This is a genomic window from Arenimonas alkanexedens (assembly GCF_054781355.1).
The window spans coordinates 547,924-570,726 of record NZ_BAAGUO010000001.1; the positions used below are offsets into that span (position 1 = coordinate 547,924).

General features: G+C 65.7%; 23 protein-coding genes and 3 tRNA genes. 13 read left to right on the top strand and 13 right to left on the bottom strand.

The genetic code is table 11. From position 1 onward, the window contains the following. The first annotated feature begins 88 nt into the window (after positions 1-88). The 11 genes from ACYVGY_RS02510 to ACYVGY_RS02560 all read left to right on the top strand — a co-directional run bounded on the left by ACYVGY_RS02510 (position 89) and on the right by ACYVGY_RS02560 (position 8,462). Positions 89-322 (top strand): hypothetical protein, encoded by a 234-nt coding sequence (locus tag ACYVGY_RS02510; protein WP_460455908.1) that lies wholly within the window; start codon positions 89-91, stop codon positions 320-322. Positions 323-385: 63 nt separating this feature from the next. Then, positions 386-460, top strand: a tRNA-Val gene (locus ACYVGY_RS02515). A gap of 275 nt (positions 461-735) precedes the next feature. After that, positions 736-2,643, top strand: a complete 1,908-nt coding sequence (gene thrS / locus ACYVGY_RS02520; protein WP_460455909.1) for a threonine--tRNA ligase — start codon at positions 736-738, stop codon at positions 2,641-2,643. 42 nt (positions 2,644-2,685) lie between these two features. Continuing rightward, positions 2,686-3,213 carry a translation initiation factor IF-3 gene (infC, locus tag ACYVGY_RS02525; protein WP_460456248.1) on the top strand — a complete coding sequence of 176 codons (528 nt, stop codon included), beginning with the start codon at positions 2,686-2,688 and terminating at the stop codon, positions 3,211-3,213. A gap of 284 nt (positions 3,214-3,497) precedes the next feature. Beyond that, positions 3,498-3,701, top strand: coding sequence for a 50S ribosomal protein L35 (gene rpmI, locus ACYVGY_RS02530; RefSeq protein WP_421383555.1), 204 nt, complete (start codon positions 3,498-3,500; stop codon positions 3,699-3,701). A gap of 12 nt (positions 3,702-3,713) precedes the next feature. After that, positions 3,714-4,073 (top strand): 50S ribosomal protein L20, encoded by a 360-nt coding sequence (gene rplT / locus ACYVGY_RS02535; RefSeq protein ID WP_374604434.1) that lies wholly within the window; start codon positions 3,714-3,716, stop codon positions 4,071-4,073. A gap of 110 nt (positions 4,074-4,183) precedes the next feature. Beyond that, positions 4,184-5,194 (top strand): phenylalanine--tRNA ligase subunit alpha, encoded by a 1,011-nt coding sequence (pheS, locus tag ACYVGY_RS02540; RefSeq protein ID WP_460455910.1) that lies wholly within the window; start codon positions 4,184-4,186, stop codon positions 5,192-5,194. 95 nt (positions 5,195-5,289) lie between these two features. Then, positions 5,290-7,659 (top strand): phenylalanine--tRNA ligase subunit beta, encoded by a 2,370-nt coding sequence (gene pheT / locus ACYVGY_RS02545; RefSeq protein WP_460455911.1) that lies wholly within the window; start codon positions 5,290-5,292, stop codon positions 7,657-7,659. Positions 7,660-7,693: 34 nt separating this feature from the next. After that, a complete protein-coding gene (locus ACYVGY_RS02550; RefSeq protein ID WP_034210352.1) occupies positions 7,694-7,993 on the top strand; it encodes an integration host factor subunit alpha in 300 nt (99 codons plus the stop codon). Then, entirely contained in the window at positions 7,974-8,330 is a 357-nt protein-coding gene (locus ACYVGY_RS02555) for a MerR family transcriptional regulator (protein WP_290884961.1), read from the top strand. Before ACYVGY_RS02550 ends, ACYVGY_RS02555 begins: the two co-directional genes overlap by 20 nt. A gap of 55 nt (positions 8,331-8,385) precedes the next feature. After that, positions 8,386-8,462, top strand: a tRNA-Pro gene (locus ACYVGY_RS02560). 72 nt (positions 8,463-8,534) lie between these two features. Here the strand turns inward: ACYVGY_RS02560 and ACYVGY_RS02565 are convergent. From ACYVGY_RS02565 to ACYVGY_RS02585, 5 genes are all read right to left on the bottom strand, one after another. Then, complete coding sequence (locus ACYVGY_RS02565) at positions 8,535-10,463, bottom strand: AsmA family protein (RefSeq protein ID WP_460455912.1); 1,929 nt, start codon at positions 10,461-10,463, stop codon at positions 8,535-8,537. Positions 10,464-10,583: 120 nt separating this feature from the next. Continuing rightward, on the bottom strand, positions 10,584-12,377 hold the full coding sequence (locus ACYVGY_RS02570) for an acyl-CoA dehydrogenase C-terminal domain-containing protein (RefSeq protein WP_460455913.1): 1,794 nt from the start codon (positions 12,375-12,377) through the stop codon (positions 10,584-10,586). A gap of 19 nt (positions 12,378-12,396) precedes the next feature. Beyond that, complete coding sequence (locus ACYVGY_RS02575) at positions 12,397-12,864, bottom strand: hypothetical protein (RefSeq protein WP_460455914.1); 468 nt, start codon at positions 12,862-12,864, stop codon at positions 12,397-12,399. Positions 12,865-12,921: 57 nt separating this feature from the next. Next, positions 12,922-13,467 (bottom strand): lipocalin family protein, encoded by a 546-nt coding sequence (locus tag ACYVGY_RS02580; protein WP_460455915.1) that lies wholly within the window; start codon positions 13,465-13,467, stop codon positions 12,922-12,924. A 66-nt stretch (positions 13,468-13,533) separates the two neighbouring features. Next, a complete protein-coding gene (locus ACYVGY_RS02585) occupies positions 13,534-13,902 on the bottom strand; it encodes a hypothetical protein (RefSeq protein ID WP_460455916.1) in 369 nt (122 codons plus the stop codon). 135 nt (positions 13,903-14,037) lie between these two features. Between ACYVGY_RS02585 and ACYVGY_RS02590 the strand changes: the two genes are divergently transcribed. Together ACYVGY_RS02590 and ACYVGY_RS02595 are read left to right on the top strand one after the other, a co-directional pair. After that, entirely contained in the window at positions 14,038-15,084 is a 1,047-nt protein-coding gene (locus tag ACYVGY_RS02590; RefSeq protein WP_460455917.1) for a catalase family peroxidase, read from the top strand. Further along, positions 15,081-15,695, top strand: coding sequence for a cytochrome b (locus ACYVGY_RS02595; protein ID WP_460455918.1), 615 nt, complete (start codon positions 15,081-15,083; stop codon positions 15,693-15,695). Before ACYVGY_RS02590 ends, ACYVGY_RS02595 begins: the two co-directional genes overlap by 4 nt. 30 nt (positions 15,696-15,725) lie before the next feature. On the opposite strand, the gene ACYVGY_RS02600 is transcribed toward ACYVGY_RS02595, so the two are convergent. The 8 genes from ACYVGY_RS02600 to ftsY form a co-directional block, all read right to left on the bottom strand. Then, positions 15,726-16,682: an ADP-ribosylglycohydrolase family protein gene (locus tag ACYVGY_RS02600; protein WP_460455919.1), complete on the bottom strand. Its 957-nt coding sequence runs from the start codon at positions 16,680-16,682 to the stop codon at positions 15,726-15,728. Between the two features lie 368 nt (positions 16,683-17,050). After that, positions 17,051-17,554 carry a hypothetical protein gene (locus ACYVGY_RS02605; RefSeq protein ID WP_460455920.1) on the bottom strand — a complete coding sequence of 168 codons (504 nt, stop codon included), beginning with the start codon at positions 17,552-17,554 and terminating at the stop codon, positions 17,051-17,053. A 31-nt stretch (positions 17,555-17,585) separates the two neighbouring features. Next, positions 17,586-18,554 (bottom strand): hypothetical protein, encoded by a 969-nt coding sequence (locus tag ACYVGY_RS02610; protein WP_460455921.1) that lies wholly within the window; start codon positions 18,552-18,554, stop codon positions 17,586-17,588. Positions 18,555-18,976: 422 nt separating this feature from the next. After that, positions 18,977-19,052, bottom strand: a tRNA-Phe gene (locus ACYVGY_RS02615). A gap of 136 nt (positions 19,053-19,188) precedes the next feature. Then, complete coding sequence (locus ACYVGY_RS02620) at positions 19,189-19,461, bottom strand: oxidative damage protection protein (protein WP_460455922.1); 273 nt, start codon at positions 19,459-19,461, stop codon at positions 19,189-19,191. Continuing rightward, positions 19,458-20,498 carry an A/G-specific adenine glycosylase gene (gene mutY, locus ACYVGY_RS02625; RefSeq protein WP_460455923.1) on the bottom strand — a complete coding sequence of 347 codons (1,041 nt, stop codon included), beginning with the start codon at positions 20,496-20,498 and terminating at the stop codon, positions 19,458-19,460. Before mutY ends, ACYVGY_RS02620 begins: the two co-directional genes overlap by 4 nt. Continuing rightward, complete coding sequence (locus tag ACYVGY_RS02630; RefSeq protein WP_460455924.1) at positions 20,491-21,708, bottom strand: AsmA family protein; 1,218 nt, start codon at positions 21,706-21,708, stop codon at positions 20,491-20,493. The genes mutY and ACYVGY_RS02630 overlap by 8 nt, the downstream gene beginning before the upstream one ends. Further along, positions 21,709-22,782 carry a signal recognition particle-docking protein FtsY gene (gene ftsY / locus ACYVGY_RS02635; RefSeq protein ID WP_460455925.1) on the bottom strand — a complete coding sequence of 358 codons (1,074 nt, stop codon included), beginning with the start codon at positions 22,780-22,782 and terminating at the stop codon, positions 21,709-21,711. Positions 22,783-22,803: the final 21 nt, after the last annotated feature.

Consider the following 22,803-nt stretch of genomic DNA (forward strand, 5'->3'; position numbering starts at 1 on the left):
GACACAGGCGGGTGGGGACCCGTCATCGCAGCGTCCTGACCCGGACCGGAGTGCCCAGCGGTCGGACGCCCAAGGCAGGGGAGATGCCATGGGAACCATCGGAACGCGCGGGCTGTTGGCCGCGGTATTCATCGCTTCAAGCGGGCTGCTGACCGGCATGGCTGTGCAGCCGGCCGGCGATGAAGCCCTGTTCGAACCCGCCGTTTCGCAGGACACCGACGGGCTGCTGCACCGCGTCGTACGCCGCGCCTGTCTTATCAGCGTCGCCGCCACCCGCCGCGACCTGCACAAGGCCGCCGACCGCGAGCGCGAGTGCCGGTAGCCAGCCGGCGCGATCGGGGCTTGGCCTGTCCGGATGGGCGCGTTATACTTCCGGCCCCCACGGGGGCGATTAGCTCAGCGGTAGAGCATTACCTTGACATGGTAGGGGTCACAGGTTCGAACCCTGTATCGCCCACCATCTTCCGGAAAGGAAGGTGGCGTTGGACCAAGAAAGCCAGGCCGATGCCTGGCTTTCCTGCTTTACGGGCGGGAGCAAAGGCAGCGCAAACGCCCGTATTCATTGACTCCCAGGCCCTCCGGGCCTACCTTTAACGAGTTAGTGGCTGGACAAGGTGGCCCCGGGAAACCGGCGCCGAGCGTGCGACATGAGCACTACTTCCCCTCCTTAGACGTGCAGCCAGGCCTCGCGACCGCGAAGGGCGCCTGGCGCCCTTTTTTCTTGCCGGAACACCCATGATCAATATCACCCTACCCGACGGCAGCCAGCGCCCGTTCGAACACCCCGTCACCGTGGCCGAAGTCGCCGCCTCCATTGGCGCCGGCCTGGCCAAGGCCGCGCTGGGCGGCAAGGTCGACGGCAAGCTGGTGGACGCCAGCTACCGCATCGAGCACGACGCCTCGCTCGAGATCGTCACCGAGAAGCACGCCGATGCCCTGGAAGTGCTGCGCCACTCCACGGCCCACCTGCTGGCCCAGGCCGTGCAGCGGCTGTTCCCGGGCACCCAGGTCACCATCGGCCCGGTCATCGACAATGGCTTCTACTACGACTTCGCGCACGAGCGCCCGTTCACGCAGGAAGACCTGCCGGCGATCGAAGCCGAGATGCAGAAGATCGTCAAAGAGGCCTTGCCCGTCACCCGCAGCGTCAAGACGCGCGACGAAGCCGTGGCCTTCTTCAAGGGCATGGGCGAGCACTTCAAGGCCGAGATCATCGAGTCGATTCCGGCCAACGAAGACCTGTCTTTGTATACCCAGGGCGAGTTCACCGACCTGTGCCGTGGCCCGCACGTGCCGGGCACCGACAAGCTGCGCGCCTTCAAGCTGATGAAGGTGGCCGGCGCCTACTGGCGCGGCGACCACAACAACCAGATGCTGAGCCGCATCTACGGCACCGCCTGGTTGAACGACAAGGACCTCAAGGCCTATCTGCACCAGCTTGAGGAAGCCGAGAAGCGCGACCACCGCAAGATCGCCAAGCAGCTCGAGCTCTTCCATCTCCAGGAAGAAGCGCCCGGCCTGGTGTTCTGGCACCCCAAGGGCTGGCAGCTCTGGCAGGTGGTCGAGCAGTACATGCGCAAGGTTTACCGCGCGTCGGGCTACCAGGAAGTGCGCTGCCCGCAGATCCTTGATGTTTCCCTGTGGAAGAAATCCGGCCACTGGGACAACTACAAGGAGAACATGTTCTTCACCGAGTCCGAGAAGCGCACCTACGCGCTCAAGCCGATGAACTGCCCGGGTCACGTGCAGGTGTTCAACCAGGGCCTGCATAGCTATCGCGACCTGCCGATCCGCTACGGCGAGTTCGGTGCCTGCCACCGCAACGAGCCCTCGGGCGCGCTGCACGGCATCCTGCGCGTGCGTGGCTTCACCCAGGACGACGGCCACGTTTTCTGCACCCCGGACCAGGTCGAGGCCGAGGTCACCGCCTTCCATCGCCAGGCCCTGAAGGTCTACGAGGACTTCGGCTTCCAGAACGTGCAGATCAAGATCGCCCTGCGCCCGGAATCGCGCCTGGGAGACGACGCCACCTGGGACCGGGCCGAGGCCGCCCTGCGCGCCGCCCTGTCGGCCTGCGGCGTGGCCTGGGAGGAACTGCCGGGCGAGGGCGCCTTCTACGGCCCCAAGATCGAATACCACCTCAAGGACGCCATCGGCCGCACCTGGCAGCTGGGCACCATGCAGGTCGATTTCATGATGCCGGCCCGCCTGGGCGCCGAATACGTGGACGAAAGCTCGACCAAGCGGCACCCGGTCATGCTGCACCGCGCCATCGTCGGTTCGATGGAGCGTTTCATCGGCATCCTGATCGAAAACCACTCCGGCGCCTTCCCGGCCTGGCTGGCCCCGGTGCAGGCGGTGGTGATGAACATCACCGACGCCCAGGCCGACTGGGTCGACTCGGTTCGGAAAACCCTTGTGAATCAAGGCTTCCGGGTCCAGGCCGATTTGCGGAACGAGAAGATCGGCTATAAGATTCGCGAGCACACGCTGCAGAAAGTCCCTTACTTGCTGGTTGTTGGCGACCGCGAGAAGGAAAATGGGATGATTGCAGTGCGTACGCGGTCCGGGGAGGACCTGGGGACGATGTCGCTGGAAGACTTCCTGGACAAGCTGCACGCGGAGAATGGCCCGGTCGCCTGAGTCAGGCGATCGGATCGGGTTTCACTCAATAGGATCAATCGAATCAATACTTCATCTTCAGACAAAGGCAACCGCAAGAACCTCGACATCCGGGTCCCGCGCGTTCGCGTGATCGGCCTCGACGGCGAAATGGTGGGCGTGCTGACGCGCGACGAAGCAATCGCGCTGGCCGAGGAATCGGGCGTGGATCTGGTGGAAATCCAGCCTACGGCGGATCCGCCGGTGTGCCGGATCATGGATTACGGCAAGTACAAGTTCGACCTGCAGAAGAAGGCGAACGCGGCCAAGAAGAAACAGAAGATCGTCGAGATCAAGGAACTCAAGTTCCGCCCGACCACCGACGACGGCGACTACACGATCAAGCTGCGCAACCTGCGCCGTTTCCTCGAGGAAGGCGACAAGGTCAAGGTCAACATCCGCTTCAAGGGCCGCGAGATGGCCCACCAGGAGCTGGGTATGGAAATGGCCAAGCGCATCGAGGCCGACCTGGCCGACGAAGTGGTCATCGAGCAGCGCCCGCGTCTTGAGGGCCGCCAGATGATCATGATGGTCGCCCCCAAGAAGAAATAAGCAATGTAGGAGGGCCTTCAGGCCCGAAGCTCTTTGCCGAGAAGCTTCGGGCCTGAAGGCCCTCCTACACAAAGCCTTGGTTTTGTTGCATAATTCGCGGCTCGCCGGTCTCCGGCGGGCACCCGGTGCGGCATCCGGGCCCGGTTCATCGGGCGAAGCCGTCATGGACCTGTCCTGATTTCCTCATGGAAATCAGAGACTTATAAGCCGACAAGGGCAGGACGGAAAGTGTGGCGCAAGCCACCGCCCAGGTCAGTAAACAACGAACCCAAGAAGGGACACCCATGGCGAAGATCAAGATCAAGACCAATCGGGCCGCCGCCAAGCGCTTCCGGAAAACTGCTTCCGGCAAGTTCAAGGCAGGCCACGCGAACCGTAGCCACATCCTCACCAAGAAGGCCACCAAGCGTAAGCGCAACCTCCGCCAGACGAATCACGTCCGGGCCGAGGACGCCGGTCGTCTGATGCGCCAGCTGCCCTACCTCTGAGGAGAATGAACCATGGCACGAGTTAAGCGTGGTGTAACGGCGCGCCGCCGGCACAAGAAAATCATCAAGCTCGCGAAGGGCTATTACAACGCCCGTCGCAAGGTCTTCCGCGTTGCCAAGCAGGCCGTCACCAAGGCCCAGCAGTACGCGTACATCGGCCGTAAGCAGAAGAAGCGTCAGTTCCGTAGCCTGTGGATCGTCCGCATCAATGCGGCGGCCCGCCTGCACGGCCTGAGCTACAGCCGCTTCATGAATGGCCTGCTGAAGGCGAACGTCACCCTGGACCGCAAGGCCTTGGCCGACATCGCCATCCACGATCCCGTCGCCTTTGGCGCGATCGCCGAGCAGGCCAAGCGCGCTCTCGCGGCGTAAGGCCATTGCCCGCGGCGGCCAGCCGCATGCGGGCATGAAGGAAGTGGGGAAGGGCGAGAGTCCTTCCCCATTTTCGTTTTAGCGCACTGAAAAAAAACTTGGATGTTGGAATGACCGACCTCGAGAACCTGACCCGCTCGGCCCTGGCCGAGATTGAAGCCGCCGCCGGCCTGGACGCGCTCGACGCCCTGCGCGTCTCGTTGCTGGGCAAGTCCGGCAGCATCACCGGCCAGCTCAAGCAGCTGGGTGCGATGGCGCCCGAGCAGCGCAAGCTGGCGGGCGAGGCGGTGAACCGCGCCAAGGATGCCGTCGCCGAGGCCATTGCCGGCCGCAAGGCCGCGCTGGAGCAGGCCGCACTGGCGCAGCGGCTGGCCTCGGAGCGAATCGACGTGACCCTGCCGGGCCGCGGAGGCCAGGCGGGCAACCTGCATCCGGTGTCGCGCACGCTCGAGCGCATCACCGACATCTTCGCGCGACTGGGCTACCAACTGGCCGACGGTCCGGAGATCGAGGACGACCACCACAACTTCGAAGCCCTGAACTTCCCGCCGCACCATCCGGCGCGCGCGATGCATGACACCTTCTACTTCCCGGACGGTCGCCTGCTGCGCACGCATACCAGCGGCGTGCAGGTGCGCTTCATGGGGGCAGCCGTCGCCGATGGGAGCGGACCGCCGCTGCGTATGATCGCCGCCGGCAAGGTCTACCGCAGCGATTCCGACCAGACCCACACGCCGATGTTCCACCAGGTCGAGGGCTTGCTGATCGACGAGACCTCCAGCTTCGCCGACCTCAAGGGCACGCTGGCCGAGTTCGTGCGCGCTTTCTTCGAACGCGATTTCGAGATGCGCTTCCGCCCGAGCTATTTCCCCTTCACCGAGCCTTCGGCGGAAGTGGACATCGCGTGGCAGCAGCCCGACGGCAGCACGCGCTGGCTGGAAGTGCTGGGCTGCGGCATGGTCCACCCGAACGTGCTGCGCGCCAGCGGCATCGACCCGGAGAAATACACCGGCTTTGCCTTCGGCCTCGGCGTCGAGCGCTTCGCCATGCTGCGCTACGGGGTGAATGACCTGCGCAGCTTCTTCGAGAACGACACCCGCTTCCTCAAGCAGTTCGCCTGATCCCCTGTGTAGGAGGGCCTTCAGGCCCGAAGCCCTTCGCCGAAAAGCTTCGGGCCTGAAGGCCCTCCTACAAAAAACTAGATGGATGTTGAATCATGAAATTTCCGGAAAGCTGGCTCAGGGAGCACGTCACCGTCGCCGCCACGCGCGACGAACTGTCCGCGCGCCTGACCGCCATCGGCCTCGAGGTCGAAGACGCGCAGGTGCTGGGTGAAGGCCTGGACGGCGTCGTCGTCGCCGAGATCATTTCTTGCGAGAAACATCCGGAAGCCGATCGCCTGCAGGTTTGCCAGGTCGCCACCGGCGCCGGCACGGTGCAGATTGTCTGCGGCGCGCCCAATGCGCGTCCGGGCCTGAAGGCCCCGCTGGCGACGGTCGGCGCCACGCTGCCCGGTGGCATCGCGATCAAGGCGGCCAAGCTGCGCGGCGTCGACTCGCAGGGCATGCTCTGCTCGGCCAAGGAACTGGGCGTGGATGCGGATGCCTCCGGCCTGCTCGAACTGCCGGCAGATGCGCCGGTGGGGCAGGGCATCGCTGAATACCTGGGTCTGCCCGACGCCTGCTTCGAACTCAAGCTCACGCCCAATCGCGCCGATTGCTTCAGCGTCCGTGGCGTGGCCTTCGACGTAGCAGCCGCGCTGGGCGCGCAGGTGAACGCGCTGGAAATCCCCGAGGCCAGGCTCGACGCCGACGCCACGCTGCCGGTCGAGCTCAATGCCGGCGCTGACTGCCCGCGCTACTGCGGTCGCGTGGTCGAAGGCCTGGACCCGGCCGCGCGTACGCCGCTGTGGCTGGCCGAGCGGCTTCGGCGCGCCGGCCTGCGGCCGATCAGTCCGCTGGTGGACATCAGCAACTACGTGATGCTCGAGCTGGGTCAGCCGATGCACGCCTTCGATGCCGACCGGCTGAGCGGTCCGGTCGGCGTGCGTCGCGCCCGCGGTGGCGAAACGCTGAAGCTGCTCGACGAGCGCGAGGTCGGGCTCGACGACGGTTTCCTGGTCATCACCGATGCCGATCGCGCCGTGGCGCTGGCCGGCGTGATGGGTGGCTGGGACAGCCGCGTCACTGACGCCACCACGCGCGTTTTCCTCGAAAGCGCGCACTTCGCGCCGGCCGCCATCATCGGTCGCGCGCGCCGTATCGGCCTGCACACGGATGCTTCGCATCGCTTCGAGCGCGGCGTGGATCCGCAGCTGCCGCGCTATGCGCTGGAGCGCGCTACCGCCCTGGTGCTTCAGATCATGGGCGGCCGCGCCGGCGCCATCACCGAAGCCACGCTGCCCGAGCACCTGCCGCAGCCGTCGCCGGTGGTGCTGCGTCGCGCGCGCCTGGTGCGCGTGCTGGGCATGTCGGTGCCTGACGCCGAGGTCGAGCGCATCCTTCGCGCGCTGGGCATGCAGGTCGCCGCCGCGGCCGAGGGCTGGACCGTGCTGCCGCCGACCCGCCGCTTCGACATCGCGATCGAAGAGGACCTGATCGAGGAAATCGCCCGGATCCACGGCTATGACGCCATCCCCACCACCACGCCCACCGGCGAGGTGCGCCTGGTGTCGCCCAGTGAGGCCCGCGTCGCCGACGGCGTACTGCGACGCCAGCTGGTGGCCCAGGATTATCTGGAAGCGATCAACTACGCCTTCATTGACGCCGACACGCTGGCCACCTGGCAGCTGCAGGCCGGCGCCGTCGCGCTGGCCAATCCGCTGACCGCCGAGCTGGGCGTGATGCGCACCTCGCTGCTGCCGGGCCTGGTCTCGGCATTGGCGCGCAACCGGGCCCGCCAGCAGGGTCGCGTGCGCCTGTTCGAACTGGGGCGCGTTTTCCACCAGGCCGAAGCGGCGCCGCAGGAAACCCCGCGCATCGCCGCGGTGGCCTGCGGGCCGGCCGAGGCCGAACAGTGGTCTTCGGCCGAGCGGGACGTCGACTTCTACGATCTCAAGGCCCAGGTGGAAGGCTTGCTGGCCCTGGCCGGCGCCCGCGCCGAGTTCCGGCCCGACGACCGCCCGCACGGGCATCCCGGCCGCAGCGCCTCGGTCTGGCGCGACGGGATCGAGATCGGTTGGGTCGGGCACCTGCATCCGGGCCTGGTGAAGGCGCTGGACCTGGACGGTGAGGTGCTGGGCTTCGAGCTCGATCTGGCCGCCGTGGCCAGCCGGGCCGTGCCGCGGGCCGGCGAGCTGTCCAGGTTCCCGTCCGTCCGCCGGGACATCGCGCTGGTCGTGCCGGAGGCGACCCCCTGGGCGGCGCTCGACGCCAGCCTGCGAAGCGCGCTTGGCGGCCTGCTGCGCGAGGTCCGGCTGTTCGATCGCTACGTCGGTCCCGGCCTAGAGAGCGGCTCAAAGAGTCTGGCTATGGGCTTGATTTTGCAGGACGTTTCACGCACCCTAACTGACCGCGACGCCGATCAGGCCGTCGCCACCGCCCTCGAGGCGTTGGCCAAGGACTGCGGTGCGCGGCTGAGGTCATGATGGCCGCCGGCAACGGCGGGGTACAGGGGATGTTATGGCACTGACAAAGGCCGAGATGGCAGAGCGGCTGTTCGAGCAGGTTGGCTTGAACAAACGCGAGGCCAAGGAATTCGTCGACTCCTTCTTCGATGCGTTGAGGGAAGCGCTGGAGCGTGGGCAGCAGGTCAAGCTGTCGGGCTTCGGTAACTTCGACCTTCGTCAGAAGAACCAGCGGCCCGGCCGCAACCCCAAGACCGGCGAGGAGATTCCCATTTCCGCCCGCACCGTCGTCACCTTCCGTCCCGGACAGAAGTTGAAGGAGCGTGTGGAGGCTTATGCTGGATCCGGGCAGTAACCGAGAGCTTCCGCCGATCCCGGCCAAGCGCTACTTCACCATTGGTGAGGTCAGCGAGCTGTGCGACGTCAAGCCGCACGTGCTGCGCTACTGGGAAACTGAGTTCACCAGCCTCAAGCCGGTGAAGCGCCGCGGTAATCGCCGGTATTACCAGCGCCACGACGTGCTGATGATCCGCCAGATCCGCGGCCTGCTGTACGAACAGGGCTACACCATCTCCGGCGCCCGCCAGCGCCTGGAAGGCGAAGTCGGCCGGGTCGAGACCAGCATGTCGGCCCAGATCGTCAAGCAGGTACGCATGGAGCTTGAAGAAGTCCTCCAGCTCCTGCGCCGCTGAGCAATAAATTCCGTATAATCGCCAGCCCGGCTTCGGCTTGGGAAACACAAACGATCGGGGCGTAGCGCAGCCTGGTAGCGCACTAGCATGGGGTGCTAGGGGTCGTGAGTTCGAATCTCACCGTCCCGACCAATCGTGTCAGCCTGGCCCATACCCCGGGGCAAGGCGAAAGAGGAAACCCGCCGATTGGCGGGTTTCGTCGTTTCAGGACTCCGGCACGGTGCGAGCCAGACAGTCGGCGTTCTCGCCCGGTCCCGTTTCGACCAGGGCCAGCAGGGCAGCGGGTGGCGCCAGCGCGTAAAGCGCGGCGGCCGCAGCGGTGCGCAGCAGCAGGGGCCCGCCCTGCGGCCGGATAGTCGGCGACTTGAAGGTGCCGCCCACCCGCAGCGGCGAGCGCAACGTGAACGGGCTGGCGTCCTTGGGCCGCGGCCTAAGCACCAGGTCTAGGGATTCTTCGCCCAGGTCCACGCTGCCTTCGGCAAGCAGCAGGGTGTCGGTGGTATCGAAGGCGAAGTTATCGAGCGTCATGGTGCCTTCCGCGACCGTGAAATCGGCGAAGCCGCATCGCACCGGCACCACTTGGTCTTTGCCAAGCATGAAGCGCAGCGCTTCGGCGAAATCCAGCCCCGCCAACTCGAGCGTCAGGTTGCTAATCCGACCAGGACCCATTGCCAGGTCGAGGTCGCCGTTGGCAGACGCCATGAAGTCGGCCACGGAGTCACCGCGCCCGCGCAGCGCGATCTGCGCGCCGATGCGACCGGTACTCTCCGGCGCCGAATCTGGAACTAGCTTGGGAAGCTCCAGTCGGCGAGCGGTCAATTGGACGTTGGCCGCCAACGGGGATTGCCGTGCATCGAGCTCGATCACGGCGTCCACCTGGCCCCCGCCGATGCCCATCGAAAGCGGGTCCAGCCGCAGCAGGCCGTCTTCAAGCAGCAGGTGGCCATCCATGGATTCGAGCGGAAGTGCGGGCGACGTTACCCGACGCGCGCGCAGCCTGACGTCGGCATCCATCGCTCGCAGCTTGTCCACTTCATAGGCCTTGTCCGGGAACAGGCGCGCCCCGGGCGTCGCCTGCACCGGCTGCGCGCCCTCGCCGACGCGCGGCTGGCCACCCACGAAGCCGGCAAGGTCATCGAAGTCCAGGCGTTCGGACTGCAGGTCGGCGCGCAGCAGGGTTCGTTCGCCGGTGGCGTCAATAATCACCTCGCCGGCGAGGTCGGAATCACCCATCACGCCCTGCATGTCGCGGTAGCTCCAGACCTCGGCCACGCGGGCCAGGCGTCCTTCAAGTTGGTAGGCGGACGTGGTGGGAATGGCGAGACCCAGCAAGGGATAGAGCTGTGCCATGTCATCCCCGCTGATTTCGAAACCCAGATCGAAGTCTTCCAACTGCAGTGGGGTGACCAGCGAACCGGTGGCGCGCGCCCGCGTGGCGCCGGCGCGGGCTTCCAAGTCGATGCGGAAGGGCTCGTCGGACTCTGCCAGCTGCGTCGGGGAATCGATGCGGCCCTGGAGTTGGAAGTCATTGTCGCGAAGTGTTCCCGTGCCGCTCAGCAGAAGCGGCGGGAAGTATTCCCCGTCCGCCGGGCGGCCGCTGCTCAGCTCGACCGCCAGGTCGGTGCGGAAGGGTTTCTCCACCAGCCGAAGGCGGCTGTCGGTTAACCACAGTTGGCCGATATCGGGCGAGTAGGCCGGAATCGAATCGTCCTTGGGCTCATCGCTGAAACGCCAGTTCGCCCGCCGATCCTGATCGCGTTCGAGATGGAGCGCCGCACCCGTCAGTCGCACCTGCGGCAGGTACACGCGGCCGGTGAAAAGGTGCCAGAACGCCCATTGGATTTCGGCGCGTTCAACCCGCAGCATCTCGTCTTGTTCCGACCACTCGGTGTTGCCGAGTACTACGCCGTTCGCGACGACCGTCGGCCGGAACAGCGCCAGGTTCACGTCGAGATCGCCTTCGATGCGGAAGCTGCGGCCCGTCGCGGACTCCACCGCCAGCTGTACCGGCCGCTTGTACCAGTTCCAGTCGAACAGCAGGATAAGCAGCAACATCAGCAGGGCGAAAAGGATCCACGCGCGGCGCTGGCGCGGGCTCATTTCATCGGGAGATGGCAGGGACGATCGGGGCATGGGCCGAGTGTAAACGCGAAAAATAGAACGGCGGCGAAATAAATTCGCCGCCGTTCAAAGTTCCCTCACATGACCAGAACGTTCCCGCCGGCGATCGCACGTCGCCAGCCGAACGCCTGCTTAGCTGTCGAACAGCGCGGCATCGAGCCCCAGCAGATTGGCGCTGCCGCTGCGCATGGCCGCCGCATGCGACTGCGTGCGCGGCAGGATGCGGGCGAAGTAGAAGCGCGCGGTTTCCCGCTTCATGGTCTTGAAGTCAGCGGAGTGGTGCGCACCGCTCTCGGCGGCGGCGACGGCCTTTGCCCACCAGAACGCCAGCGCGACGTAGCCCGAATAGAACAGGTAGTCGACCGAGGCCGCACCGACTTCTTCGGTATTGGCCATCGCCTTCTTGCCGACTTCCATCGTCAGCTCGCCCCACTGCTTGGCGATCTCGGCCAGCGGCAGCACGAACTCGGTCATCGAGGTGTCGGTGGCGTGCTCGGTGCAGAAGGCCTGGATCATTTTGAGGAACTGCTGCAGGCCGGCGCCCTGGAGCTGCATGGTCTTGCGACCCAGCAGGTCCAGCGCCTGGATGCCGGTGGTGCCTTCGTAGATGGTGGTGATGCGGGCGTCGCGCGCCAGCTGTTCCATGCCCCACTCGCGCACATAGCCATGGCCGCCGAAGCACTGCAGCGCGTGGTAGGTGCACTCGTTGCCCCACTCGGTCAGCAGGCCTTTCACGATCGGCGTCAGGAAGCCCAGCAGCACGTCGGCTTCCTTGCGCTCGTTCTCGTCGTTCGAGCGCTCGAGCACGTCCACCAGCGTGGCCGCGTGCAGGGCCAGCATGCGACCGCCTTCGGCCAGCGACTTGCAGGTAAGCAGCATGCGGCGGATGTCGGGATGTACGATCAGCGGATCGGCCGGCTTGTCCGGGAATTTCGCGCCCGACAGCGAACGGCCCTGCAGGCGGTCACGCGAGTAGTCCAGCGCGTTCTGGAACGCACGATCAATCAGGGCCAGGCCCTGCAGGCCGACGGCCAGGCGCGCCGTGTTCATCATGGTGAACATTGCATTGAGGCCCTTGTTCGGCTGCCCGATCAGGTAACCCTCGGCGCCGTCGAAGTTCATCACGCACGTGACCGAACCGTGGATGCCCATCTTGTGTTCGATCGAGCCGCACCAGACCGCGTTGCGCTCGCCGACGCTGCCGTCGCGGGCCACCTTGACCTTGGGCACGATGAACAGCGAGATGCCCTTCACGCCCGCGGGCGCATCCGGCAGGCGCGCCAGCACCAGGTGGATGATGTTGTCGGTGAAGTCGTGCTCGCCGCCGGTGATGAAGATCTTGGTGCCGCTGACCTTGTAGCTGCCGTCGGACTGCGGTTCGGCCTTGGTCTTGAGCAGGCCGAGGTCGGAGCCACAGTGCGGTTCGGTCAGGCACATGGTGCCGGTCCATTCGCCGGCGATGATCTTCTTGAGGAAGACTTCCTTCTGCCAGTCCTCACCGTGGTGCTTGAGCGCTTCGGTGGCGCCATGCGAGAGCAGGGGGTAATTGCCCCAGCTCAGATTCGCGGCGTCGATCATTTCTTTCAGTGCAGCGCCGAAGCTTTCCGGCAAATCCTGGCCGCCCATGGCCTCGGGCGCGGTGATGCCGGCCCAGCCGCCGTCGACGAACTGCGCGTAGGCCTCCTTGAAGCCCGGCGGCGTGGTGACCGCGCCGGTGGCCTTGTCGTGCACGCAGCCGTGTTCGTCGCCGACGCTGTTCAGCGGCGCCAGTACGGTCTGGGTGAACTTGGCGGCCTCGTCCATGACGGCATCAAGCAGGTCGCGCTGGGCGTGTTCAATGCCAAGCTGGGCGTAAAGCTTGTCGGCACCGATGACATCGTAAAGCGCGAACTTCATGTCGCGCACGGGAGCGGTATAGCGATTCATTGGTTCGGTTCCTGTGTGTTCAGCGCAGTACGCCATCGAGACCCGGGATCGGGCTCAGGCGGCTCTGGTAGTCGAAGGGGTTGTCGGTTTCTGGTTCGCTGGTGGCGATGCGGCCCGAGAGCACGTAGCGAACGGTTTCCCGCTTGGCGATGGCTGCATCAACCGCGGCGCGGGCGGCATCGGAAGGCTGGAAGACATGGGTCAGCAGTTCATTCGAGCCCGGACCGACGCTGAAGCCGGGATCGAGGCTGAAGCGGGCCGCTTCGCCGCCGGCGATCATCAGACTGGCGTCCAGGCGCGAGAAGCGCATCGGCACCGTGCTGAAGTTCTGGATCCGGATGCTGGCGGACCAACGCCCGTCGGGCTGCACGCGCAGCTCCTGCAGGCTGGCCTGGGGCGGGAAGATACGCTTGGGCGGACCGCCGCCGGCACAGGCCGTCAGCAGGGCGGCCAGCAGCAGCAAAGCCAGGAATTTCACGTTTCGCATCAAGGTCACCGGAAGCGTGGGGAACCGGTCGAGGATACCAGCCCGTACGTTGGCCGGTCAGTCGGCGCGGGGCGGAACCACCACGATGAGCTCGTCAAGCGAATAGCCCAGTTCGCGGGCCTTGGCTTTGAGCATGTCGAAGGTGGCCGCGTCGAGTTCGGAGTCACGGGACAGTATCCACAGGTACTTCCGGTCCGGTTCACCCACCAGTGCCCATTGGTAGTCCTCATCGAGTGCGATCACCCAGTAGTCAGACCAGACCATCGGCAGGAAGGACAGCCACGACGGTGCGAAGCGCACTTCGAGCTTGGCCGGTTCGGTGCCGGACAGGCGGGCCATGCCCTTGGACTGCATGCGCACGCCATCGTCGCGCAGGCAAGCGTTTCGCACCTCCACCCGACCGCTTTCGAGCGGCACGTAGGTCGCGGTGACGTCGCTGACGCAGCGGCGCTCGAAGTACATCGGCAGCCGCGCTATTTCATACCAGGTGCCGGAATAGCGCTGCAGATCAAGCTCGGGCACGGCCTGCAGCGGCTGCGCGGGTTCGGCCGCGGCGGGGGCGGAAAGCGCCATCAGCAGGGCGAGGGCGGGCAGGGTTTTCATGGGGGGCTCCACGCAACCGGGAGGCTTAGGGTAGCGCCCGGAAGGATGGATAGGTCGTGAATCGGTTCAGCCGGGTTTTTTGGCGGCGTTCATTTCCTGCGCCAGCCGCGCCTGGAACGCGTCGAAATCAAGGCCCTCGGCCGCGGCCTCGGCGTGCGCGGCTTCACGCAGCGGCGCCGAGAAGACCAGGTCAACCTGTTTGCCCTCGGCCCGCAGCAGGGCCGCCGCGCGCTTGAGAATGGCCAGCACTTGGGCGGCGCTGTCCGAGGTTCCGGCGATCTTCCCATCCAGGCCCAGCACCCATTCGCCGTCCTTGCGGACAATCCCGCCCAGCAGCTTGCCGGCGCTGTCGCGGAGCTGGGCGTGGGGTTCGCCGAGCTTTTCCGCAGGAATAGTGGCGCTAGGCCCGGGGCGTGGGCGAGTCGGCTTGGGCATCTTGGAGTCCGGGAGGAGGCGGGCAGGCGGCGCGGCGGGGTGCCCGCGTTGGCCGAGACGTGGATTTTACACTTGCCCAGTTAGTCTGCGCCCGCTGGTTTCAGGTGCGCCGCACCGCCAAGCGCCGGAATAGCCATGAATTCCAAGCCACCCCTGACATCAGGCGCGAAAGCCCTGCGGCTGTCCGCCATCGCGCTGGCCCTGCTCGGTGCCGCCGGCGCCCTGGCCTGGAGCGCCGGCTGGGTCGGCTCCCGCGGCTTGTCGCCCAAGGCATTTGTAGAAACCCAGGAGCGTGGCGGCATCCACCCGGGTTTCCGGCGTGCGCATGCCAAGGGGCTGTGCGTGGCTGGCACCTTCACATCGGACGGCGCGCTGTCGGCCTATTCGAACGCCGGTCTGTTTGAACCGGGCAGCGTGCCGGTCGTGGGCCGTCTGTCCATTGGTGGCGGTAACCCGACCGCACCGGATGTGGCGGCCGGCGTACGCAGCCTTGCCCTACAGTTCGAGCTGCCGAACGGCCAGCAGTGGCGCACCGCCATGAACACGCCGCCGGTGCTGCCGGTGGGTACGCCCGAGAAGTTCCTGGGCATGCTCGAGGCCCTGTCGCCGGACCCCGCCACCGGCAAGCCTGACCCGGCGCGCCTGGGCGCCTTTTTCGCCGCGCATCCCGAAAGCGCCGAGCTTCGCGCCTGGCAGTCGACCTACGTGGCGACGGGCAGCTTTGCCTCCACCCGCTATCACTCGATCAATGCTTTCGTACTGGTGGATGCCGACGGCAAGCGCCAGCCCGTGCGCTGGGCCATGGTGCCCGAGGCGGACGCGCAGCCGCTGACCGAAGGCCCGCATGAGGCCGACCACTTGCAGCAGGAGTTCAGCGCGCGCGTAGCGCAGGCGCCGGTGCGTTGGGCGATGGAATTCACCCTGGCCGCGCCCGACGACGCCACCGACGACGCCACCCGGGCCTGGCCCGAGGATCGCCAGCGCATCATTGGCGGCGTAGTCGAAATTACTGAAGCCAGCGCCCAGCAGGGCGGTGCTTGCGACGGCATCAACTTCGACCCGCTGGTGCTGCCGACGGGCATCGAAGCCTCCGACGACCCCATCCTTGTCGCCCGCTCGGCCGCCTACGCGGAGTCGCTGCGTCGTCGTGCCAGCGAACATCGCCAGGAGGCCACACCATGAGTTCTTCCTCGCGCTACGGCGCCACCGCGCGCTGGCTGCACTGGCTGATGGCGGTGCTGATCATCGGCATGGTGTTCGTGGGCGCCACGATGGTGGACAGCGTGGCGCTCTGGCAGAACGACGCGGTGCGCTGGCACAAAATTGGCGGCCTGCTGGTGCTGGCGCTGGCCGCGTGGCGGCTGATCAATCGCCTGCGCCATCCGCCGCCGCCGTTGCCCGACGACCTGCCGAAAATGCAGGCGCTGGCCGCACGCGGCGCGCACCTTGGACTGTATGCGCTGCTGTTCGCGCTGCCGCTGGTGGGCTGGGCGATGCAGGGCGCCGCCGGAACGCCGGTGGTGTTGCCCGGCGGCTGGGTGTTGCCGGCGCTGCTGGCGCCGGACCTTGCGACCTATGGCCTGCTGCGCAATGCCCACGCCTTGCTGGCCTACGCATTGTTCGCGATGGTGTTGATGCACGCCGGTGCCGGGCTTTACCACGGCTTCGTGCGGCGCGATGAGGTGCTCGATTCGATGCTGCCCGAGCGGGGCGATGATGCGGTGGTCGAAGACGCCGCTGCGCCGGTCGAGGCGAAGAGTGAACCGCCGGTCGTTGCCGACCATCGCGAGTAGCCCGCCTTGCGTCGAGGCCGCAAGCGCCGCCTAGAGCGATAGGCGATGCGCGAGCAGCTGCTCCAGCAGCGGGCGGTAAAGATTCTCGCCGCGCAGCGCATCGCGCCAGCGCTCCGGGATCCCCGACAGACCGTAACGCAACCCGGCGATACCGCCTGCGACCGCTGCCGTGGTGTCGGTGTCGTGGCCGAACGCGATCGCGCGCTTCACGCAGGCTTCGTAGCTCGTGGTTTCCTCGACGGCCTGTTTGGCCGACCAGAGGCAGTCGACGACATAGCCACTGCCCTTGGCTGCGTTGGCGTTCGCGGGATCAAGCACCAGCTCGAGCTCCTGCGCGGAAAACAGGTCGGGTGGCGACAGCGTTCGAAGTTGATGCACGGCCAGCGCCCATGGCTCGGCGACGTCGTTGATCATGGCCCGCGCCCACAGGCAGTAGACGGCGCAGGCCACCCGCGAGCGCGCGTGCCCATGGGTGGGCAGCGACTGGCGCGACGCAAGCTGGATCAACTCCGCTTCATCGCCTCGATGCCAAAGCACCAAGGGAAGCACGCGCATCAGGCTGCCGTTGCCATTGCGACTTTCCTCCGAAGGCCCGGACCGCTCGGCCGGCACCCCCTTCACCAGATTGTTGATGGCCGAACTGGTCTGGCTGCCGATATCGAACACCATGCCGCCGACCGCATAGCGGCCCTCCTGCAGCCAGCGCCGGATACCTTCGCCAAAGTGCCGCAAATCGAGTCCATCGTTGGCCAGCAGGCTGTCGAGCAAAACCAGCGCTTGGGCCCCGTCATCGCTCCAGGTACCGGGCGGCACCCCGACGTGCGAGCGCTGGAAGCCGGCCGGCGGCGTGAACTCGATCTTGTCGCCCGGCGGCAGCGCACCCGGCGGGTGGAACTCGTAGGGAACGCCAAGGGCATCGCCCACCAGCAGGCCAAGCAGCCCGCCGGCCAGACGATCACGCAAGACTTCTTCGCTGCAACCCGACATCGCCAACTCCCGGTAACCGAAGGCGCGATAGTGGGTAGGCGTCCTCTTATGGGTTGAGACTGGTGCGAGTTTTGGCGAGAAAATTTCGCATTACGGCGCGCGAGTGGCGTCAGGCAGAGACTCATACCAAAAGAGTCTGCTATTTCTGGCAAGCGCTTTTTTTGTATGGTGGCCAAGGACCGAATTGAACCGCAGACATGGGGTGTTGAAGTCGACCGTAAGCCTTGTATCAATACCCACGTGCGGGAATTGCCCTCAATTCAAGTATCGCCAGCCACCCCTGACTGCATTTCAATGCGTATTGCTACTCAAAACTGGGGGGCGTCGGGGCTGAACTTGTTTTCATCGATGTATGCGAGGCGCATGGCTTAGTCGCTTTGGAGAAGACGAGTAACGAAATCAAAGCCTGCAAGTTTCGCCATGTTGGCCGTGCGATGGACGCGCCGCAGGTGATAAACGTCTTCGCCTTGAACTGGAGCAACCGTCGCGCCGAAGCCAATCCCCTTCTTGTAGATGGTGACCCGAAATCCATCAGCCGTAATGGTCGGATTCCCCTTTTGAGAGACCTTCCATTTTCTCGTCGTCCACCGCTTTCGCTTGCCGGCACGACTGAGCATGGATGCTTCGCGGATTCTGGCGGCGGGTAGATCACCTTCCATGTGTCCGGCACAAACGCAACCAACGGCGAGCACCTCATTAAACTTCGGGTGCGCCATGTAATGCACGTAGCGGATGGCGCGCGCCTCGCACATTTCACAGGTTTGATCGGGTGCGCCTAAGTCTTCGATCTCAACGCATTGCCAGCCCTTGTGGGGCACTCCAGCTTTTGACCACTTGCCGCGACCAGCTGCAATTAGTTCCTGCTCGTCCATGGTCGTCCTGTTGCTAGAAAGTGGTTGGCTGCTAGTCGCGCCCGTCTTTCGGTGGCGTGTTGGGAAGGTCTAGGTTTAGCTGCACTTTTGGCGATGCGCTTCGGTGCTCCAAAACTTGAATGATTTCGTACTCAGAGACGAGTCCACTCGTAGTCATGCGTTGCGTTCTTCGCACCTTGGCTCGCAGTAAATCGTCTTTTGCAAACTGTTCCTGATTAGTTGCAACGCGTGTTAAGAAATCATTGTCTAATACATTGGCATAGAACGCTGACCCTCCCTCCGTGAAGCGCCATTTATTGTCGCCCTTAAAGGCGAGATTCAGGACTTGGAGGTTGGCGGTGTAAGTATCTTCTTGAAGAGTTTCCTCTCGGACGGGCGGGGCGAAGAAATAGTGGGATTCCCGGCCGTCCACATGTGCGAACACGATCTTCGCTTCCTTGTCCACAGTTGCAAAGGACTCGATGCCCTCTCGGGCAAGGGGTCTAGCGATGAGGTTCTCAAGTTCGCGGCGTATACGATAGTCCTCAAGCAACCGAAGCACCTTCTCTTCGATATCCAGGTGCTCGTCGCTCACCCAAAGTCGAACGTTGCCATCGCCGATAGGCTCGATCTTTTGGATGCTGCGGCCACGGAGCCAGCGGACTACCTGAATTAGCCCTTGGGTGCTCTTGTGGCCGAGATAGTACGTGCCGGTGACCAGTCCAAGCAGCTCTACCACCTGCTTGATGTTTGTCACTGACTCGCTGTTGGCAATATCCAGAACCCGCTGCCATAGGGTCTGCGCCAAATCGAGATCGATTCCGAACGAGCCCTGTTTGAAAGAGGCGTGTACATTGACGCAAACCTTCGCTTGGTTGCCGTTCAAAATTTCGTTGGCACGTTCCACCAGTTCGCCCATAGCCAGGAGCGCGGGCGCAAGGTCACGGACTTCCATGCGATGCTCTCGCAGCGCAGGACCGTCATATACCAAGTTGAATTTCGCGTGTGCCATTTCAGTCATTCTGCGCTCCCCTGATCGCGCCCGCTGAGACCCGAGAGTCCGGCATGTGCGCCCGCCCGATCATGACCCCAGGTAGAAGGGCATAGCAACGCGAACATTCCTTAGGCTTTCTTCCCTGAGGGCGGCCCTAGAAGAGGGCAGGCACTCGGGTTTGCCCCCCCCGTTGCTGGATGCCTTTCTTGTCGTGAACCAGTCCCGGCGGGGACTTTGTGTCTCAGAACCCCTTTTAAGCGGTCCTCGGGATCGTTCCCGTCTGGTGAGGGCTAATGCGTGCCGAAGCGCGTTCAGGGGCCGCGTGGGGTCCTCTGTGCGGGGATATGGGAAGGATATGGAACAGAAGAGGGTGCGCTAACGCCAGCCAAGAAAAAGGGCCGAGATTGCTCGCGGCCCTTGATTTCTCGACATGAGACGAACGTCAAATATGGTGGCCGAGGACGGAATTGAACCGCCGACACGGGGATTTTCAATCCCCTGCTCTACCAACTGAGCTACTCGGCCAGGGTGCTGGCTTTCACGCACGTCCGGCGGGGCCGGAGCGAGCGCGAGATTCTATCGGAAGCCGGGCGGGCGAGGCAAGCCGTGCGGTCGGGGCCGGTGCCCAAGCTCGTGCCGGGCGGACCGGCGGGCGGGCGGGTCAGGCCTCGGGCGCGACGTAGCCGGCCGGCTTGTCGGCGCCGCCGTCGAACAGGAACTTCTCCATTTCCACTTCCAGGAAGGCCCGGTGCTTGGGGTCCATGGGTGAGAGGCGGTTTTCGTTGATCAGCATGGTCTGGTGCACCAGCCACTGCTGCCAGGCCTCGCGGCCGATGTGTTCGAACACGCGCTTGCCCAGCGCGCCGGGCCAGGGTGCGAAGCCAAGGCCCTCGCTGTCGCGCTGGAGTTTTTCGCAGAAAACGGTACGTGTCATGGCGTCAGGCTTCCCAGTAGTTTCTTGACGGGGGCGGGCAGGCCGACCTCGGACAGGCGGTCGACGGGCTGCCAGCGCAGGCCGGCATTGTCGCCGATCTCGGGCGACGGGTCGGCCACGCGCCAGCTCATCGGTTCGATGTGCAGGCGGTAGTGGCTGAAAGTGTGTTCGATCCGGGGCAGGGCTTCGGCGTCGTCGAGGTCCAGCGCGTGCGGGCGCAGGAAATCGCGCGCCTCGTCATGGCTGCCGGCCTCCGGTAGCGACCACATGCCCGACCAGACGCCGGTCTCAGGGCGACGCGCCAGCAGTACCTGACCGCGCGCGTCGCGCAGCAGCAGCATCAGGGTGCGGCGTTCGGGCAGGGGCTTGCCGGGCTTGGCTTCGGGCAGTTGGTCAACGCGACCCTCGCGCCGCGCCACGCAGTCGTCCTGCAGTGGGCACAGCATGCAGGCCGGGTCGTGGCGGGTGCACAGGGTGGCGCCGAAATCCATGATCGCCTGGGTGTAGTCGGCCAGGCGCGCGTCGGGCAGATGGGTTTCCGCCAGCGCCCACATCTTCTTTTCCACCGGGCCGCTGCCGGGCCAGCCGGCGATGCCGTGGAAGCGCGCCAGCGTGCGCTTCACGTTGCCGTCCAGGATGGGGTGGCGGTCGCCGTGGGCCTGGGCCAGGATCGCGCCGGCGGTGCTGCGGCCGATGCCGGGCAGGGCGGCCATCGCCTCGAAGTCGCGCGGCAGGTCGCCGCCGTGCTGATCCACGCAGACGCGTGCGGCCTTGTGCAGGTTGCGGGCGCGGGCGTAGTAGCCCAGGCCCGCCCACAGCGCCAGCACGCGGTCGCCGTCGGCGGCGGCGAGGTCGGGCAGGGTGGGCAACTGGTCCAGGAAGCGCAGGTAGTACGGGATCACCGTTTGCACCTGGGTCTGCTGCAGCATGATTTCCGACAGCCAGACGCGGTAGGGCGTGCGCGGGTGCTGCCAGGGCAGGTCGTGGCGGCCGTCGCGATCGAACCAGTGCAGCAGGCGGTGCGCGAACTCACTCATCGCCGTCACCCCCTGTGGGAGGGACTTCAGTCCCGATGCTCTCGGCTATCGGGACTGAAGTCCCTCCCACAGGGGGGGCGGGGGCGTCGTCCAGGGTGATGCGCAGGCCCTCGAGGGTGGCGCCGCCGATCACCAGGCGCGGCGTCGACAGCACGCCGGTGAGCGGCGGCAGCGGGTTTGCGCTGTCCGCGTCGAGCCAAGCCAGCACTTCGGGGAGCACCAGCTGGGTGTCGAGCAGGGTGTCGTCGCGGCGCAGCTGCAGTTCCAGCGGTGCGACCAGATCAGTTGGACCGTCATAGACCAGCTCGAACGCGAGCGGCGAGGTGGCCGAGGCCATCGGCTCGGGCAGCGTCGGCCAGCCGCTGGGCCAGCGCGGCAGTTCGCCTTGCAGCTGCAGTGCAAGCGCTTCCCCTGAGCTGACTTTGCCGCTGGCGCTGAGGTCGGGCAGGGGCGATTCAGAGCGCCAATCCAGCGTGCTGATGTCGAGCGTCGTCGTGTCGGTGCGTGCATCGAGCCTGCCCGCCAAAGCCAGCGACCAGGGTGCGTCCAGACTTTCGGTGCGCAGGCGACCGTTGGCGTTGAGTTCCAGCGGGGTATCGAGCCCGGCGCGCTCCGCGTCCAGCGCGCCCTCGAAGCTCACTTCGATTGCGGCCTGCACGAAGCGCCCGGACAGGTCGGCGGCGGCCGGCGAGCCGGGCGCCAGGGTCGGCAAGGACAGCGCGATCGATTCCAGCGCCCAGTCCGGCGCGAACACGCGGCCGTCCTTGATTTCCAGGCCATTGGTAAAGGTGGGAAGTTCGAACGGTCCGGATGGCGGCCGGGTTGCCTGCCAGGCCGAAAAGGCCGCCAAATCAAGCTCCGGTCGCGCCAGCGCCAGACGCGTTATCACCAGCGAATCGCCGCCGGTAAGCGTGTCCCAGGGCAGCGACACTTCGGCCCGCTCCGCGCGCAGCAGCCAGGGCGCTTCGGCGCCGGGCTGGCGGACCTTCAGGCCAGGAAGCACCAGCCGCGGCTCGGGCCGCAGGGCGTACTCGGGTGTGCCGTCAATGCTGAATTCAAGACCCAAGGCCTCGCCGGCGCGTGCCAGTACGGTAGCGGTGAGCCGGGTCGGCTCCAGCTGACGATCAACCCATAGCGCCGCCACGCTGACCACAATGACGGATACCGCCAGGATCCAAGGCCAGCGACGCTTGCGCCTGGCGTCCGCCACTCAGGCCCCGAGCGTGCCGGGCAGCAACGCGTCCACGAAGCCCTCGGGATCGAACACGCGCAGGTCCTCGGGCTTCTCGCCCAGGCCGATGAAACGGATAGGAATGCCGAACTCGCGCGCCAGCGCGAACACGACGCCACCCTTGGCGGTGCCGTCGAGCTTGGTTACCACCAGGCCGGTCACGGTGACCGCGGCGTGGAACTGGCGCAGCTGGTTGAGCGCGTTCTGGCCGGTGGTGCCGTCGATCACCAGCAGCACTTCATGCGGCGCGCGTTCGTCCACCTTGGCGATGACGCGGCGGATCTTGCCCAGCTCCGCCATCAGGCCTTGCTGGGTATGCAGGCGGCCCGCGGTATCGGCAATCAGTATGTCCACGCCGCGCGCCTTGGCGGCCTGCATGCCGTCGAAGGCGACCGAGGCGGCGTCGGCATTCTGGCCCTGGGCGACCACGGTGACGTTGTTGCGCTCGCCCCAGATCTTGAGCTGTTCGACGGCGGCGGCGCGGAAGGTGTCGCCCGCGGCCAGCATCAGGCTGTGGCCATCGAGCTGGAAGCGGCGCGCCAGCTTGCCGATGGTGGTGGTCTTGCCGACGCCGTTGACGCCGATGGTCAGGATCACGAAGGGTTTGGCGACCGGATCAATCTCAAGCGGCTTGGCCACCGGCTTGAGCATCGCCAGCAGGTCGTTGCGCAGCGCGGTCAGCAGCGCCTGGGCGTCGGCGAAGTCGCGGGCCTTCATGCGCTTGCGCATGCGCTCGACGATCTCGCGGGTGGCGGTGACGCCGACGTCGGCGGTGATCAGCGCGGTCTCGATTTCGTCGAGCAGGTCTTCGTCCAGCTTCGGGTTGCGCGAGAACAGGCCGCCCAGGCTGCGCGCGAACAGCGTGCCGCCCAGGGTGCCGCGCATCGCTTCACGGCCTTCGGCGCGCTCAAGCTCAAGCCGGGCGGCCTTCTCTTCCTGATGCACGGTGAATGCGCGTGCCAGGTCGTCGGGGCTGAAGCCGGAGCGCGCGGGCGCCTCGGCAGGCTTGGCCGGCTCGGGTTTCTCGGGTTTTTTCTTCAGGAAATCGAACATCGCGCTGCTTTCGCGGACAAT

Bases quoted from the DNA above. Each gene is read 5' to 3' on its own strand.
- ACYVGY_RS02510 (WP_460455908.1), top strand. From the start codon at position 89: ATGGGAACCATCGGAACGCGCGGGCTGTTGGCCGCGGTATTCATCGCT.
- thrS (WP_460455909.1), top strand. From the start codon at position 736: ATGATCAATATCACCCTACCCGACGGCAGCCAGCGCCCGTTCGAACAC.
- rpmI (WP_421383555.1), top strand. From the start codon at position 3,498: ATGGCGAAGATCAAGATCAAGACCAATCGGGCCGCCGCCAAGCGCTTC.
- rplT (WP_374604434.1), top strand. From the start codon at position 3,714: ATGGCACGAGTTAAGCGTGGTGTAACGGCGCGCCGCCGGCACAAGAAA.
- pheS (WP_460455910.1), top strand. From the start codon at position 4,184: ATGACCGACCTCGAGAACCTGACCCGCTCGGCCCTGGCCGAGATTGAA.
- pheT (WP_460455911.1), top strand. From the start codon at position 5,290: ATGAAATTTCCGGAAAGCTGGCTCAGGGAGCACGTCACCGTCGCCGCC.
- ACYVGY_RS02550 (WP_034210352.1), top strand. From the start codon at position 7,694: ATGGCACTGACAAAGGCCGAGATGGCAGAGCGGCTGTTCGAGCAGGTT.
- ACYVGY_RS02555 (WP_290884961.1), top strand. From the start codon at position 7,974: ATGCTGGATCCGGGCAGTAACCGAGAGCTTCCGCCGATCCCGGCCAAG.
- ACYVGY_RS02565 (WP_460455912.1), bottom strand. From the start codon at position 10,463: ATGCCCCGATCGTCCCTGCCATCTCCCGATGAAATGAGCCCGCGCCAG.
- ACYVGY_RS02570 (WP_460455913.1), bottom strand. From the start codon at position 12,377: ATGAATCGCTATACCGCTCCCGTGCGCGACATGAAGTTCGCGCTTTAC.
- ACYVGY_RS02575 (WP_460455914.1), bottom strand. From the start codon at position 12,864: ATGCGAAACGTGAAATTCCTGGCTTTGCTGCTGCTGGCCGCCCTGCTG.
- ACYVGY_RS02580 (WP_460455915.1), bottom strand. From the start codon at position 13,467: ATGAAAACCCTGCCCGCCCTCGCCCTGCTGATGGCGCTTTCCGCCCCC.
- ACYVGY_RS02585 (WP_460455916.1), bottom strand. From the start codon at position 13,902: ATGCCCAAGCCGACTCGCCCACGCCCCGGGCCTAGCGCCACTATTCCT.
- ACYVGY_RS02590 (WP_460455917.1), top strand. From the start codon at position 14,038: ATGAATTCCAAGCCACCCCTGACATCAGGCGCGAAAGCCCTGCGGCTG.
- ACYVGY_RS02595 (WP_460455918.1), top strand. From the start codon at position 15,081: ATGAGTTCTTCCTCGCGCTACGGCGCCACCGCGCGCTGGCTGCACTGG.
- ACYVGY_RS02600 (WP_460455919.1), bottom strand. From the start codon at position 16,682: ATGTCGGGTTGCAGCGAAGAAGTCTTGCGTGATCGTCTGGCCGGCGGG.
- ACYVGY_RS02605 (WP_460455920.1), bottom strand. From the start codon at position 17,554: ATGGACGAGCAGGAACTAATTGCAGCTGGTCGCGGCAAGTGGTCAAAA.
- ACYVGY_RS02610 (WP_460455921.1), bottom strand. From the start codon at position 18,554: ATGACTGAAATGGCACACGCGAAATTCAACTTGGTATATGACGGTCCT.
- ACYVGY_RS02620 (WP_460455922.1), bottom strand. From the start codon at position 19,461: ATGACACGTACCGTTTTCTGCGAAAAACTCCAGCGCGACAGCGAGGGC.
- mutY (WP_460455923.1), bottom strand. From the start codon at position 20,498: ATGAGTGAGTTCGCGCACCGCCTGCTGCACTGGTTCGATCGCGACGGC.
- ftsY (WP_460455925.1), bottom strand. From the start codon at position 22,782: ATGTTCGATTTCCTGAAGAAAAAACCCGAGAAACCCGAGCCGGCCAAG.